Raw genomic sequence first — 14,105 nt, forward strand, 5'->3', positions numbered from 1 at the left:
CGGGCGGACCGGCCGCGGTCCGTCGGGGCCGTTCGGTGCGGGTCCGCGTCGGCGGCGGATGGTGCCGGAGCGAACGGGAATGCATCCGCAGGGCGACCGCGCGCGTGCAGGGAGTAGAGCCGTCGGCTCCGCCGGGAGCCCACGTCGCACGGCCGTCCGATCGAAAGGGATCGCGAGATGATTCGTACTCGGCAGACGCAGGACACCTGCGGACGCACGTCGGTGAAGATGTTCGCGGCGGCGACCGTCGCGCTCGCCACCATCGGTGTCTGCGCGGCACCCGCCTCGGCCGTGCGTTTCGGCACCGACGCGCCCGCCGGCGCCGCGCCGTACGCCGTGGCCCTGTTCACCGCGGACGGCCAACAGCTTTGCGGCGGAACGCTGGTGGCCCCGAAGAAGGTGCTCACCGCGGCGCACTGCGTGAGCGGCCTGGACGACCCGACCGCGATCACCGTGGTCGCCGGGCGGCTGGACCTGGCGGGTACGGGCGGACAGACCCGCGCGGTCACCAAGAGCAGGGTGCACCCGAAGTTCGAGCAGGGCACGCTCACCTACGACGCCGCCGTGCTGGACCTGGACCGACCGCTGAAGCAGCAGCCGTTGCCGATCGCCGGCGCCAAGGACGACGCGCTCTACCGGGTCGGCAACCAGGCGAAGGTCTACGGGTGGGGCAAGACGGACGGCGGCGTGTCGACCACGCGGCTCAAGCAGACCACCCTGGTGCTCGCACCGCTTGCCGAGTGCGCGCCCTACACGTTCCCCACGGACAGCCCGGCCACCCGGGTGTGCGGCCAGGCGCCGGCGAACAACCCCGGCAGCAGCATCTGCCGCGGCGACTCGGGCGGGCCGCTGGTGGAGAAGGGCAAGCTGATCGGGATCGTGTCCACCGGCAACAAGTACTGCACGGGCGAGCAGCCCGAGTCGGTGTTCACCCGGGCGAGTGCGGTGACCAAGGGCCTCGGCCTCTGAGCCGTCCGCGGCGGCGGGGCGGCGCGTGAGCGGTGGCGGGCCGGCCGATTCGTAGCCCGCCGGACCCGGCTCGCGTGCCCGAACAAGTGCATCGATCAGGTCGAGGGCGCGTCGCCGACAGGGCGGCGCGCCCTCTTCGTTGGGGCCTCCCGCCCCCGTCGATCGGAGCGTCCCGACCTCGTCGAGCCCGCTATACACACCAGGTATACCTGGTGTGTATAGTCCTCCGCATGTCAATCGGACACACCCTGCTCGGACTCCTGGAGTCCGGGCCCTGCCACGGCTACGACCTCAAACGCAGCTTCGACGAACGCTTCGGCCGGGATCGTTCGCTCGCCTACGGCCAGGTCTACTCGACCATGTCGCGGCTGCTGAAGAACGGGCTCGTGGAGATAGACGGCCTCGAAACCAGCGGCGGGCCCGAGCGCAAGCGCTACTCGATCACCGACGCCGGCGTCACCGACGTCGAGCAGTGGCTCGGCCAACCCGAGAAGCCCGAGCCCTACCTCCAGTCGACGCTCTACACCAAGGTCGTGCTCGCGCTGCTCACCGGCCGGGACGCCAACGAGATCCTCGACACCCAACGCGCCGAACATCTGCGGATGATGCGCGACCTCACCCGGCGCAAGCTCGACGGCGATCTCAGCGACCGATTGATCTGCGACCACGCGCTGTTCCACCTCGAAGCCGACCTGCGCTGGCTGGAACTGACCACCGCCCGCCTCGGCGAACTCACCCAGGAGCTCCGCAAGTGACCGACGCCCTGCTCAGCGGCCACGAGCTGCACAAGACGTATGGCGCGACGCCCGCACTGGCCGGTGCCGAGTTCACCATCGGCGCGGGCGAGATCGTCGCCATCATGGGTCCGTCCGGATCGGGCAAGTCCACCCTGCTGCACTGTCTGGCCGGCATCGTCCGCCCCGACTCCGGCACCATCCGCTACGACGGCGGCGACCTGACCGCCATGTCGGACGCCCGGCGCAGCGCACTGCGCCGGAGCGACTTCGGCTTCGTCTTCCAGTTCGGCCAGTTGGTACCCGAGTTGACCTGCCTGGAGAACGTCGCGCTGCCGCTGCGGCTGAACGCGGTCAAGCGCCGGGAGGCCGAGTCGAAGGCGCGGGAGTGGATGGAGCGCCTGGAGGTCGCCGACCTCGCGGGCCAACGACCCGGGGAGATCTCCGGCGGCCAGGGCCAGCGCATCGCGGTGGCCCGAGCCCTGGTGATCCGCCCCCGCGTGGTCTTCGCCGACGAGCCCACCGGTGCGCTGGACTCGCTGAACGGGGAACGGGTGATGAAGCTGCTGATCGAGGCCGCCCGCACCACCAAGGCCGCGGTCGTGCTGGTCACCCACGAGGCCCGGATCGCCGCCTACTCCGACCGGGAGATCGTCGTCCGCGACGGCCGGTCACGGGACATGGCGCGTGCCGCGTGAACGTGTTCCGCGATCTGAGGATGGGCGCCGGCTTCGCGGTCACCGGCGGCCGGGAGGGTTGGACCCGAACGCTGCTGACCGCGATCGGGGTCGGCCTCGGCGTGGCGCTGCTGCTGCTGACCACCGCGATCCCCGGGGCGCTGGGCGCGCGGGACGACCGCGGGCGTGGTCGGGACGAGTTGTCGGGGCGGGCGCAGCAGGCCGCCGAGAACACCCTGCTGGTCGCCACGATCGACACCACCTACAAGGGCGACGACATCCGCGGCCGGGCGCTTCGCGCGGAGGGGCCCCGGGCGCCGGTCCCGCCGGGGCTCAGCCGGTTGCCCGCCCCGGGCGAGATGATGGTCTCGCCCGCCCTGGCCGACCTGCTGGCCTCGAAGCGGGGCGCGCTGCTCAAGGAGCGCCTGCCCTACCGTACGGCCGGAAAAATCGCCGACCGGGGCCTGATCGGTCCGGACGACCTGACCTTCTACCTCGGCAGCGACGCCCTCACCGGGGACTCGAACACGGCGGTCCGGATCACCGCGTTCGGCAATGATTTCCCCGCGGAAAAGCTGGATCCCCGGCTGCTCCTGCTCGTCGTGGTGATGTTCGTGGTGCTGCTGATGCCGGTTGCGGTGCTGATCGCCACGGCCGTGCGGTTCGGCGGCGACCGGCGCGACCGGCGGCTCGCGGCGCTGCGGCTGGTCGGTGCGGATGCCCGGACCACCCGATGGATCGCGGCCGGCGAGGCGCTCGCGGGATCGTTGTTCGGGCTGGTCCTCGGGCTCGGCTTCTTCCTGATCGGTCGGCAACTGACCGGCGCGGCGGCGGCGTTCGACCTGAGCATCTTTCCCGGCGACCTGGATCCGAGTGTGCCGCTGGTCGTCCTGGTGGTGCTCGCGGTGCCTGCCGCCGCCGTCGCGGTGACGCTGTTCGCGCTGCGTTCGGTGGTGATCGAGCCGCTCGGGGTGGTGCGTACCGGTACCCCGGCCCGGCGCCGGGTGTGGTGGCGGTTGCTGCTGCCGGTCGTGGGCGTGGCCCTGCTCTTCCCGTTGATCCGTCGGGGCGCCGACGCCGGGGAGTTCAACCGGTTCCAGGTGATCGGCGGCACGGTGCTCCTGCTGTTCGGGGTCACCGCGTTGTTGCCGTGGCTGGTCGAGGCGATGGTGGCCCGACTCGGCGCGGGCCGGGTGTCGTGGCAACTCGCGGTGCGTCGGCTGCAACTGGGCAGCGGTGCGGCGTCCCGTTCGGTCAACGGGATCGCGGTCGCGGTGGCCGGTGCGATCGCTCTGCAGATGCTCTTCATGGGCATCGAGAAGGACTACGTCAGGGACACCGGCCAGGACACCGCCCGGGCGCAGATGTCGGTGTCGTCCAGCGGGTTGATCGGCAGCGACCGGGTCACCGAGATCACCGACGGGATCCGCCGGACCAAGGGGGTGCGCAGTGCCTTCGGGCACTCGGGCACCCGGATCGGCGATCGGGGCGACAACCCGGCCGAGGGGACGACGCTGACCATCGGGACGTGCGACGCACTGCGCGAACTGGCCCGGATCGAGCGCTGCGCCGACGGTGACGCGTTCATCATCGAGGCGAGCGGGTCCTCGGACCGGGTCGTCGGCGAGATGCGGCCGACCCCCGGTCGGCAGGTGGTCATCGATCCGGCCTACGGGATGATCGTGGGGGCGGCCCCGTCGCGCACGCCGTGGCGGATTCCCGCGGCCGCGCCGACCGTGCCGGGTCGAGCCGACGCGCACGGGACGCGCTACGACGGGGTGTTGGCGACGCCGGGCGCGGTGCCCGCGGCGGCGACCAGGAAACTGACCTACTCGATGGACGTGCAGATCGACCCGACCGTCCCGGACGCTCGGGACCTGGTCCGCAACGCCGCCGCCCGGGTCGATCCGCTGTCCACGGTCTACGACCTGTCCCGGACCCAGGAGTCGCGGCGGTTCGCGAACGTGCGCACGGCGCTGTTCATCGGCACGGCCGTGGTGCTGCTGCTGATCGGCGCGAGTCTGCTGGTGACCATGCTGGAGCAACTGCGCGAGCGGCGGAAGTTGTTGTCGGTGCTGGTCGCGTTCGGCACCAGGCGCAGCACGCTGAGCTGGTCGGTGCTGTACCAGACGGCGGTTCCGGTCGCCCTGGGCCTGGTGCTCGCGGCGGGCACGGGCGTGGGGCTGGGTGCCGCGCTGCTGGGGATGGTGGGTCGGCCGTTCACCGTGGACTGGACCGGCATGGCGTCGATGATCGGGATCGGCGCGGGGGTGGTGCTGCTGGTCACGGCGCTGAGCCTGCCGCCGCTGTGGCGGCTGATGCGCCCGGACGGGCTGCGCACGGAGTAGGGGGCGCGGGCATCTCTCGCGAGCGAACCCGCCACCGGGCGGCCGTGGGAGCGGCCACTCGGTGGCGGGTTCGGGGCGGTGCCGTGGTGGGTGCTCAGGGTTTGCGGGCGACCGCGCCGAACTGCGGTACGACCGGCGGAAGTTCGTCGGTGGGGGAGGCGGCGCGCCAGCGTGCGCAGGAGACGATGCCCGGTTCGAGCAGCTCCAGGCCCTCGAAGAACCGCTCGAACTCGGCGCGGCTGCGCGCGGTGATCGGCGGCTTGGCGTTCTCGTTCCAAAAACGCATCGCCTCGACGTTGCCCTCGCCGCCCAGTTCGGTGGTCGGGTGGGTCACCACGAGGTGGCTGCCCGAGGGCACCGCGGCCATCAGTTTGCGGACGATGTCCACCGCCTCGTCGGTGTCCAGGATGAAGTTGAGGCTGCCCAGCAACATCACCGCGACCGGCCGCTCGAAGTCCAGCGTCGCCGCGGCGGCCCGGAGGATGGTGTCCGGGTGGTGGGCGTCGGCGTCGATGTAGTCCGTGGCGCCTTCGGGGGTGCTGGTGAGCAGGGCGCGGGCGTGCGCGAGCACCAGCGGGTCGTTGTCCACGTAGACGATCCGCGCGGCGGGGTTCACCCGTTGGGCGACCTCGTGCGTGTTGTCGGCGGTGGGCAGCCCGGTGCCGATGTCCAGGAACTGGTCCACGCCCACCTCGCCGGCCAGGAACCGCACCGCGCGGCCCAGGAAGACGCGGTCCGCCCGGGCGACTTCGCCGATCGAGGGGAACATGTCGGTGACGTGGTCGCCGACCTTGCGGTCGATCGGGTAGTTGTCCTTGCCGCCCAACCAGTGGTTCCAGACTCGGGCGTTGTGCGCCAAGTCCTGGCTCGATGTCGGCGGGCCCTCGGCGGGTCGACTCTCGCTCACGGGGGTGGTTCCTTATCCCTGGACGCCGTTCGGTCGGCACGCTCCGAACGAAAGGTTGCGTCGATCGGCGCGATCGAACCGATTCCCGAACCATTGTGCCAGGCCCGTGTGGATCGGCCGGCTGCGGTGTATGGGCGTGTCGGGCCGCGATCGGTTGCCGGGGCCGCCGGTCCGCGCCGTCGGGTCCGCGCGTTTTCCGGGGGTTGTGCGCGGGCGGTCGGTTCCGAGTGTGCGGATGCGCCGGCGCGGACGCGGGAGCGTCGCGGGCGAGAAGGGTGTCGGTATTGTCGGCATTTTCGAATCCGGGCGGAGGTCGGCCTTTTGCATATGCAATTGCATGGGTGTCACTCGGGAGGGTGGATTCGACGACCGGGCCCGTCCTCTCCATGATGGGCGTGGAAATGGGGCCGTTCCGAGGCTTTGACGTTTTCCGATCGAGTCTCGTTGGCGTATGTGCGTTTGTGCCTCGGGACCTGCGGTTCCCGGTGCGTCGACCGGTCGATGTGGTCGGTCGGAGAGGACGTCCTCGACCGGTTCGGGAGCGCGGAGGCGGGCGCCGCGCATTTGCATTTCCGTGGATTCGTTGATGTCCGGGAAAGTCTGGGAGTAGCTTCCGGAACATCGAACGACCCCGGATGGCGAGCATCGCTCCGGGGTCGTCGGGAACAACGATCAAGGAATCACGGATGTTGATCGAATTATCCGCCGGAGAGTTGTCCCAGCACCCCTCGACGATTCCCGAATGCACCATGCCGTGGTTTCCCTCCGAGGAAACGACGGAGAGTGCGGAGATTGCGGATGTCCAGCTCCGGCCGAGCGCCGAGGCGCCGGTGGCGCGGTGCGTGTGCACCGCCCTACGGCGGATTCCGTGATCGCCTCGCCCGGAACCGGAAGGAGAAACAGGGAATGAACGCCCAAAGGGGCATCACCAGGTGCGCGGCGTGCGGGCGGCGCTTCGCCCAGCGCATGGCGACCGGCCGCAAGCGGCTGTACTGCGATCCGACGTGTCGACGGCGGGCGCAGCGGGCGCGCGAACGCGAACGTGGGGCGCCGGCGCCGGTCGGTCCGGACGACCCGCTCGGCCCGATCGAGCCGAGCGATCCGAGCGACCCGGCCGACCCGCAGGGCCTGGAGGCGGGCATCGTGGCGATCCTGCGCCGGGTGGCCTGCGCCCTGGAGGAGGCCGAGCGCACCCGCGAGCCGCTGCGGGTGCGCCTGGCGTACGCGGATCGGCTGAGCGGGGAGACCCGGCGCTATCGGGCGGTGGTGGGCGAGGCGCATCCGGCCGCGCGGATCCCGCCGCGCCCGCAGTGGTCCGCGCAATTGGCCGCGCGGTTGGGTGCCCGGGCGCATCCCGGCGCGGACGCCGGTCACGACGAGGACCTGTCCAGCGCGCAATACGCGGGGGAGCGGTTGGCCGCCGCGTTGCGCGAACTGCGCCGGGTCGAGGGGATCACCGTCGCCGACCTGGCCTGGCAGGCCGGCATCAGCGAGGGGTTCCTGGATCGCATCCTGGCCGGCGAGGTGTGGGCGTCGTGGCCGGTGGTGGAGACGCTGGTCGGGAAACTGGGCGGCGACGCCCACGAGTTGCGGGCGTTGTGGGAGTGCTCGCGGGGCATCGATCACGGCATCCGGCGCGAACTGCGCGACCTGGTCGAGCTGCTGGCGGCGATGTTGCGCGGGTTGTGGTTGGCCGCCGGGCGACCCGCACCGGAGCTGCTCGGCGCGCCGCCGCTGACCGCCGATGCGCCGGCGCGCATCCTGGCCGGCGCACTGATCCCGGATCGGGCCGGCGCCGAGGTCCTGGCCGAACGCCTGGGGGCGCATCCGGACGTGGTGCGCAGACTGTGGACCCAGGTGCACTACGGCGTGTTGATCCGCCTCGGCGATGCCGGATTCCCGGCCGGCGGACTGGCGTTCGGCGCGCTCGGCGGGCCCGGTCCGGGAGGGCACAGCCGGGCCGGCGAGGTGGACCCGGGGGCGGCCGCACGGCCCGGTGACGTGGATCGGGACGCGCCGGCCCGGTCCGGTGGTGCCGATGTCCCGTGATCCGGCCTCGGGGCGATCCGGCGTCGCCGGCGTCGTGGTGGTCGGGCGGTCCCGTGCTCCGCTCGACTTCGCCGCGTTCTGCCTGCTGTACCGCCCGCGTTGGGCGCAGTACGCCCGGCTGCGGGTGGGCGATCCGATCCGCGGCGAACGGGCCGTGCAGTCGGCGGTCGCCGAACTGGCCACGAACTGGCCGGACATCCTGCGGGGGCCGAAGCCGACCGCCGGGGCCTGGCGCATTCTGGGCCGCGCGGTCACCGGTTCGCCCGGGCCCGTGTCCAACCCCCTGCACGACGCGCTGCCGTGGCCGCAGGCGGACGCGGTGCTGCTGCACTATCGCCTGGGCCTGACGCTCACCGCGACCGCCGACCTGATGGGCGCCGAGCCGCCCGAGGTGGCGGCGCACCTGGTGTCGGCCGAACGCAGCCTGCCCACCGACGTGGTCAAAGCCCTCGGCCGCGGCCCCGCCGGCGAGATCGGGCCCGGGCAGTACGAGCGATGAGAGGGCGCGGGTCGCGCGTTCCCTCGCGCGCGACCCGTTTCTCCCTCCGCCGTGTCCCCGCGCACCCCGTTTCGCGCCGCGAACGTGTGGGTGCTTCCGGGACGAGTACCTGCCCCCGCGGCACCCGCGCGCCTAGCATGGCCGGTGGGCGTCGGGACGGTGGCGGCGCACCCGCGGGCGCGACATCGAGGGGGCGGCATGGGGCACGGGGAGAAACACGTTTCCGAGATCGACGTGGACACACCCAGCGCGGCCCGGATGTACGACTGGTACCTCGGCGGCACGGACAACTACCCCGCCGATCGGGCGGCCTGCGAGGAACTGCTCAAGATCGTCCCGAGCACCTGCGAACTCGCGCTCAACAACCGGGCGTTCCTGCAGCGGGTGGTCCGGGTGCTGGCCGCCGAATACGGGATCCGGCAGTTCCTGGACCACGGATCGGGTCTGCCGACCCGGGAGAACGTGCACCAGGTGGCCCAGGGTGTCGACCCGGCGGCCCGGGTGGTCTACGTCGACAACGACCCCATCGTGTTGGCGCACGGCCGGATGTTGCTGGAGGAGAACGACAACACCGCGGTGATCCAGGCGGACATGACCGACACCGAAGGCATTTTCGAGCACCCCGAGGTCCGCCGGTTGATCCGCCTCGACGAGCCGGTCGCCGCGCTGTTCGTGTCGGTCCTGCACTGCCTGCCCGAGTCGGCCGAGCCCGCCGCGATGATCCGCCGGGTCGCCGAGCGGCTGCCGGCGGGCAGCTTCATGGTGATCTGCCAACTGGTCAGCGACGACCCGGCGATTCGGGACGGGGTCAGCGACTTCATGGCCGAGGCGACCGGGAACAACTGGGGTCGCGTGCGCGAACCCGCACAGGTGGACGGCTACTTCGACGGACTGACCATCCTGGAGCCGGGCCTGGTCGAGGTGTCCACCTGGCGGCCCGACTCGCATGTCACCGTGCGCCAGAAGACCGAGGAGTGGATCGAGTACGGCGGCCTGGGCCGAATTTCCTGAACCGGCGCGGCGGGACGGGTGTGCGGCCTAAGGCAGGGCCCGGGCATCGTCCGGGTCCCGGCCGGCCGCGGTGAAGCGCTGCTCGGCGTCGCGCAACATGCGTTGGCTGGACTGGCGGTCCTCGGCCACGGCCCAGAGCCGCAGCAGGATCTCCCGATAGGCGTCGATGTCCGTGCGCCTGCTCAAGTACGTGGCACTGTTGGCCTGTTCCAGGTAGATCATCTCGCTCGGGCCGCCCGAGGCGAAGCGCAGATACGTCATCGGCGACGGCGGGGTGATGCTGGCCGCCCGGTCGAAGCGCACGACCCGGATGTTGATCCGGTCCCGGGCCGACTCCGCCAGCAGGTGCCGCATCTGCTCGGCCATCACCTCCGGACCGCCGACCGGCCGCCGCAGGATGCCCTCGTCCAGCAGCGCGGTCAGGTCCGGCCGGCGCTCGTCGGCGAGCAACGCCTGTCGCTGTCGCCGCAGTTCGATCCGGCGCTCGACCTCCTCGCGATCCGCCCGGGGCAGCCCCGTCCGGACGATCGCGCGGGTGTAGGCGGGCACCTGCAACAGGCCCGGGACCACATGCACCTCGTAGGTGTCGATCTTGGCCGCCGCGTCCTCCATGCCGATCAACCGGGCCAACCAGCCAGGCAACACGTCGCTGTAGTGGCTCCACCAGGCACGCTCCAGCGCCTTCTTCAGCAACTCCTCTATTTCGGAGAGGGACTGCTCGTCGTGCACGCCGTAGAAGCGGACCAGGTCGAAGACGTCCCGGGCCCGCGGCGGACTCTCGCCCCGCTCCAACCGACTGATCTTGGACATCGACGCCCGGATCGCCTCGGCCGCGTCCTTGAGTCCCTTGCCGTTGTCCAGGCGCAACTTGCGCAGTGTGGCGCCCAGTACCTTCACCGCGGCGGCCGGACTGCTCTGCTGGGTCAGTGACACCACGGGTGCGATCGACGGTGCGCGGGCCGGGCGGTCGGCGGACATGCGGGCTCCAGGAATGGGATGTCGACGCCCCATTATCCCGAGTTCGGAACCCGCCTGTCCGTCGATCCGGTCGGCCGCGGTCCGGCCGAACCGCCGGGATCAGTCGATCAAGGAGTCGAACTCGCCGCTCTTGGCACCCGCCACGAACGCGGCCAACTCGGCTCGCGTGTAGACCAGCGCGGGTCCCCGCGCGAACCGTGAATTGCGGACCGCGACCTCCCCGCCGGGCAGCGCGGCCAGTTCCACGCAGTTGCCCTCGGCCGTGCTCGCACTGCTCTTCACCCACGTCACGGACCCGAACGAGTCCGCCGGATCCCCGTTGCCGGCACGCATGCTCATCATTCCCTCCCGATCCCGCCCGCTCGTGGCCGCCACGGCGCGATCACGGACGCGACCGCCGTCGTGCAAAGCCACCTGCATTTGCATCATGGAACCGACGAGAAGCCTAGTCACGGGAATCCCGGAGCGAAGTCCCTCGAAAGAGTGCCCGTGCCCCCGGCGCCCACTCGCCGACGCGACCCCTCGAATCCGGTCGCCGGCGGCCGGATTCAGCCGAAATCCAGGGGTTTGCCGAAGCCCCGAGCGAAGTTGCCCGGCGTTCGACGGATGGTCACAAGATCCTTGCGCACAGTTGGCAATCGGGGCTTGTGGCAGGCCGCCACGATGGCGTAACAAGGAACCCGCTGACGGTGTGACAGAGCTGATCGGCGTGCCCCACACCGCGGTTCCGCGACCGCGGGAACCCGACCACGGGGGGCGGCGTCGTACGAACCGGATCGACCAACGCACGACCGGACCAGGACGGGACGGCGGCACCCCACGTCCCCGATCGCGACACACCGCACCGGCCCCGCGGGGAGCCGTCGGCGGCGTTCCCGACGAGCAACGCTGTCATCTCCCCGCACAGCGCCGCGGTGCGGGCCGCGCCCGGGGGAAGGGGAACGCTTCAGTGGAACCGGAGCGGGTATCCGAACTTTCCGATCTGCTGGCGCACGCACGCGCCTCGCGAACCGGCGCCGGTGGTCGCGCCGTGATCATCCGCACCCCGTCCGGGATGTGGTGCCGCGCACTGCTCGTCGAGTTCACCGACCGGCAACGCCGGGCCGGCGCCGCGCCGATCCTGGTCTCCTGCCAGCACCGCGACGCGCACGAACCCTTCGCCGCGCTGCGCCAGTTGCTCACCGGCTTCGACGACGCGACGGACAGTCCCGGAGACGGCCGCTTCGACGAACTGCGCCGAGCCCTGCCGCACACCGTCCCCGACAACGATCGGCAACTCTTCGACGAACTCTACGAGGCACTGCTGCCCGCCGTGCGCCGCTGCCCCCGGGTGATCGTCGCCGACCACGCGCAGTGGATGGACGACGCCTCGCTGCGCTGGTTCGCCTACCTGGTCCGGCGCCTGTCCCGGCTGCCGTTGCTGGTGGTCCTGGGCGTGCGCACCGACGACGACCTCCCGGCCCGGGACGTCCTCGACGACATCGGCGCCCAGGCCGCCTGCCACGAGACCACGCTGCGTCCGCTTTCCGTGCACAGCGCCCGCGAACTCGTCCAACGGGCCTACGCCGGGCGCGTGCCCGACGACCCCTTCGTCCGGTTGTGCCACCACGTCACCGGCGGCGTGCCCGAATACCTGACCCGGCTGATCGAGGCCCAACTCCAGGCCGGGCTGCCGCCCGAACTGGGCATCACCCGTGTCGCCGGCCACGTCGACGGCAGGCCCCGGCTGACCCGGGCCGACCACATCCGCCGGATCGCCGCCCGGATCGAGGCCGCGGCGGTGACCACCCGACTGGCCCGCCAACCGGAACGGGTCCGGGCGCTGGCCCGGACCACCGCGCTCTTCGGCGACGGCGCCGACCTGGACATCGTGGCCGACCTGCTGGGCACCGGCCCGGACCGGCTGGACGGCCCGCTGGCCGAACTGGTCCGGATCGGCGCGCTGCGCCGGGCGCCGGCGGGCAGCCGGTTGATGTTCCGCACCCCCGAGTTGCGCGACGCCGTGCACGACACCATCCCGGAGGCACTGCTGCGCGATCGGCACCTGCGGGCCGCCCGCCGGCTGGGCGACTACGGCGCGCCGGTTACGCGCGTCGCCGACCACCTGTTGCGGATCGACACGCTGGACGCGGACGACCACGCCTGGGCGGGCGCGGTGCTCTACGAGGCGGGGCGCATCGCGCTGGAGACGGGGGCCACGCTGCGCTGCGCCGAGTACGCCCGGCGCGCGCTGCGCGACGACCCGGCCCCGGAACACCGCGCGCGGCTGCTCGTGTTGCTCGGCCGGGCCGAGGTGCCGACCGCACCCGAGGCCGCCGGTCGCCATCTGGAGGAGGCACTGCGGCTGCTCACCGATCCGGTCGAGCGCGCCGAGGCGATCCTCGAACTGTGCCATGCGCAGGTGTTGCGCGAGGGCGACTGCGTCGAATCGGTGATGCGCCCGACCCACGGCGCCGCGTCCCGGCTGGGCGAACTGGCCGCACAGGACTGCCCCGACCCGGACCTGCGGTTGCGGCTACGCGCGGTGATGCACCAGGCGGCACCCGGTGGCGCCCCCTCGACCCGGGAAATCCGGTACGGCGCCCAACTCCCGGCCGAGGTCACCGGGGTCACCGCGGGCGAACGCGAACTGCTCGCCGCGTTGGCCTCGGACAGCGCGTGCCGGGCCGAACCGAGCACGGTGGCGCTGGACCTGATCGAACGCGCGCTCGCCGGCGAGCCGGCCCGAGGCAGCGCCTCGGGGCTGCTGCTGCTGCGCAGCGTGGTGGTGCTGGCCTGGGCCGGCCGGCTGGACGAGGCACGCACCTGGGCCGCCGGTCTGACCGCGGGCGCGGCGATCGGGCCCGCGCACTCGCGGATCGGCCTGCCCGCCGTGGTCGCCCACTGCCTGTGCGCGGACATCGCGCTGCGGGCCGGGAACCTGTCCGAGGCGCTGACCGAGGCGCGCACCGCCAGCCGACTCGCGCGCGGCCCCGAACTGTCCGCACTGGCCCAGCTCACCCGGGTGCAACTGGCCCGGATCCGGGTCGTCCTGGGCCAATACGACACCGCCGCCGTGATGTTGCGCGGGGCACTGGGCGTCCCGCGCGCGCGGGCCACCGCGTTGGGCGTGCGCGGGCGATGTCGCCATGCGACGGGAGACCTGCGCGGAGCACTGGCCGACTATCTGGAATGCGGCCGCCGACTGGCCGAACTGGGCATCGTCAACCCGGCGTCGAGCGACTGGCGCGGCGGCGCGGGCCTGGCGCTGACCGAACTGGACCGACGCGACGAGGCGGTGTCACTGCTGGACGAGGGCCTGGAGACGGCCCGGCGCTGGGGTGCGGCGGCCACCATCGGCGAGGCGCTGCGCAACCGGGCCCGGATCGAACCCCCGCGCGTCGCGGCCCGCTTGCTGGAGGAGTCGGTCGCCGTCCTGGAGAACTCCGGAGCCCGACTGCAACTGGCCGAGTCCCTCGTCGAGTCGGGTCGGGTCCACGCGCTGGCCGGGCAGGCCGCCGCGGCCCGACAGTCGTTGCGGCGCGGGATGGGCCTGGCCCAGGAGTGCGGCTGGGACCTGCTGGTGGAGCGGGCGCACAAGGACCTGCTGGCCTGCGGCGGCCGACTGCGCCGCACCAGCCTGTCCGGTCCCGGCTCACTGACTCCCTCGGAACGCCAGATCGCCGAACTCGCCGCGGCCGGGCACACCAACCGTGCCATCGCCGAGTTCCTGTGCGTCACCCGCGGCACGGTCGAGGTGCACCTGACCCACGTCTACCGCAAGCTGGGCATCACCGGCCGCTCCGCCCTGTCCACCCGCCTGGCGCCGAACTAGGCCCGGTCCGGCGGTGGGGCCGCGCCGCCCGGCACCGCACCGGACGACGCGGCCCGATCCACCAGGATCCGCCGGACCGGGCCCGGGTCCGGCACCCCGGCCCTCGGCCGACGCGCGCC

Annotated in this window: 11 protein-coding genes; 8 read left to right on the plus strand and 3 right to left on the minus strand. The window is 72.2% G+C overall.

All coding sequences use genetic code 11. From position 1 onward, the window contains the following. Positions 1–177: 177 nt before the first annotated feature. The 4 genes from ACH4U8_RS42370 (at position 178) to ACH4U8_RS42385 (ending at position 4,728) form a co-directional block, all read left to right on the plus strand. Positions 178–969 (plus strand): S1 family peptidase, encoded by a 792-nt coding sequence (locus tag ACH4U8_RS42370; RefSeq protein ID WP_395783685.1) that lies wholly within the window; start codon positions 178–180, stop codon positions 967–969. Between the two features lie 230 nt (positions 970–1,199). Continuing rightward, positions 1,200–1,724: a PadR family transcriptional regulator gene (locus ACH4U8_RS42375; RefSeq protein ID WP_360315178.1), complete on the plus strand. Its 525-nt coding sequence runs from the start codon at positions 1,200–1,202 to the stop codon at positions 1,722–1,724. Further along, entirely contained in the window at positions 1,721–2,401 is a 681-nt protein-coding gene (locus ACH4U8_RS42380; protein WP_360315180.1) for an ABC transporter ATP-binding protein, read from the plus strand. The genes ACH4U8_RS42375 and ACH4U8_RS42380 overlap by 4 nt, the downstream gene beginning before the upstream one ends. A gap of 20 nt (positions 2,402–2,421) precedes the next feature. Then, positions 2,422–4,728 carry an FtsX-like permease family protein gene (locus ACH4U8_RS42385; protein WP_395783763.1) on the plus strand — a complete coding sequence of 769 codons (2,307 nt, stop codon included), beginning with the start codon at positions 2,422–2,424 and terminating at the stop codon, positions 4,726–4,728. 94 nt (positions 4,729–4,822) lie between these two features. Here the strand turns inward: ACH4U8_RS42385 and ACH4U8_RS42390 are convergent, their stop codons facing one another. Continuing rightward, positions 4,823–5,635 carry an SAM-dependent methyltransferase gene (locus ACH4U8_RS42390; protein WP_395783687.1) on the minus strand — a complete coding sequence of 271 codons (813 nt, stop codon included), beginning with the start codon at positions 5,633–5,635 and terminating at the stop codon, positions 4,823–4,825. Positions 5,636–6,541: 906 nt separating this feature from the next. Between ACH4U8_RS42390 and ACH4U8_RS42395 the strand changes: the two genes are divergently transcribed. The 3 genes from ACH4U8_RS42395 (at position 6,542) to ACH4U8_RS42405 (ending at position 9,194) form a co-directional block, all read left to right on the plus strand. Next, on the plus strand, positions 6,542–7,684 hold the full coding sequence (locus tag ACH4U8_RS42395) for a helix-turn-helix domain-containing protein (protein ID WP_395783689.1): 1,143 nt from the start codon (positions 6,542–6,544) through the stop codon (positions 7,682–7,684). Then, entirely contained in the window at positions 7,674–8,183 is a 510-nt protein-coding gene (locus tag ACH4U8_RS42400; protein WP_360315188.1) for a hypothetical protein, read from the plus strand. Before ACH4U8_RS42395 ends, ACH4U8_RS42400 begins: the two co-directional genes overlap by 11 nt. A gap of 198 nt (positions 8,184–8,381) precedes the next feature. Next, positions 8,382–9,194 carry an SAM-dependent methyltransferase gene (locus ACH4U8_RS42405; RefSeq protein ID WP_379992062.1) on the plus strand — a complete coding sequence of 271 codons (813 nt, stop codon included), beginning with the start codon at positions 8,382–8,384 and terminating at the stop codon, positions 9,192–9,194. A gap of 27 nt (positions 9,195–9,221) precedes the next feature. On the opposite strand, the gene ACH4U8_RS42410 is transcribed toward ACH4U8_RS42405, so the two are convergent. Next, positions 9,222–10,172 (minus strand): helix-turn-helix domain-containing protein, encoded by a 951-nt coding sequence (locus tag ACH4U8_RS42410; protein ID WP_395783691.1) that lies wholly within the window; start codon positions 10,170–10,172, stop codon positions 9,222–9,224. A 99-nt stretch (positions 10,173–10,271) separates the two neighbouring features. Beyond that, positions 10,272–10,511: a DUF397 domain-containing protein gene (locus ACH4U8_RS42415; protein ID WP_360315194.1), complete on the minus strand. Its 240-nt coding sequence runs from the start codon at positions 10,509–10,511 to the stop codon at positions 10,272–10,274. A gap of 88 nt (positions 10,512–10,599) precedes the next feature. Here ACH4U8_RS42415 and ACH4U8_RS42420 point away from each other — a divergent pair, with 88 nt between their 5' ends. Continuing rightward, a complete protein-coding gene (locus tag ACH4U8_RS42420; protein WP_395783693.1) occupies positions 10,600–13,986 on the plus strand; it encodes a LuxR C-terminal-related transcriptional regulator in 3,387 nt (1,128 codons plus the stop codon). The last annotated feature ends 119 nt before the right edge of the window (positions 13,987–14,105 follow it).

It is taken from the genome of Embleya sp. NPDC020886, assembly GCF_044333915.1.
GTDB lineage: Bacteria > Actinomycetota > Actinomycetes > Streptomycetales > Streptomycetaceae > Embleya.

Excerpts from the sequence above, each read along its gene's own strand:
- ACH4U8_RS42375 (WP_360315178.1), top strand. The coding sequence starts at position 1,200 with ATGTCAATCGGACACACCCTGCTCGGACTCCTGGAGTCCGGGCCCTGC.
- ACH4U8_RS42415 (WP_360315194.1), bottom strand. The coding sequence starts at position 10,511 with ATGAGCATGCGTGCCGGCAACGGGGATCCGGCGGACTCGTTCGGGTCC.
- ACH4U8_RS42385 (WP_395783763.1), top strand. The coding sequence starts at position 2,422 with ATGGGCGCCGGCTTCGCGGTCACCGGCGGCCGGGAGGGTTGGACCCGA.
- ACH4U8_RS42400 (WP_360315188.1), top strand. The coding sequence starts at position 7,674 with ATGTCCCGTGATCCGGCCTCGGGGCGATCCGGCGTCGCCGGCGTCGTG.
- ACH4U8_RS42370 (WP_395783685.1), top strand. The coding sequence starts at position 178 with ATGATTCGTACTCGGCAGACGCAGGACACCTGCGGACGCACGTCGGTG.
- ACH4U8_RS42410 (WP_395783691.1), bottom strand. The coding sequence starts at position 10,172 with ATGTCCGCCGACCGCCCGGCCCGCGCACCGTCGATCGCACCCGTGGTG.
- ACH4U8_RS42405 (WP_379992062.1), top strand. The coding sequence starts at position 8,382 with ATGGGGCACGGGGAGAAACACGTTTCCGAGATCGACGTGGACACACCC.
- ACH4U8_RS42395 (WP_395783689.1), top strand. The coding sequence starts at position 6,542 with ATGAACGCCCAAAGGGGCATCACCAGGTGCGCGGCGTGCGGGCGGCGC.
- ACH4U8_RS42420 (WP_395783693.1), top strand. The coding sequence starts at position 10,600 with ATGGAACCGACGAGAAGCCTAGTCACGGGAATCCCGGAGCGAAGTCCC.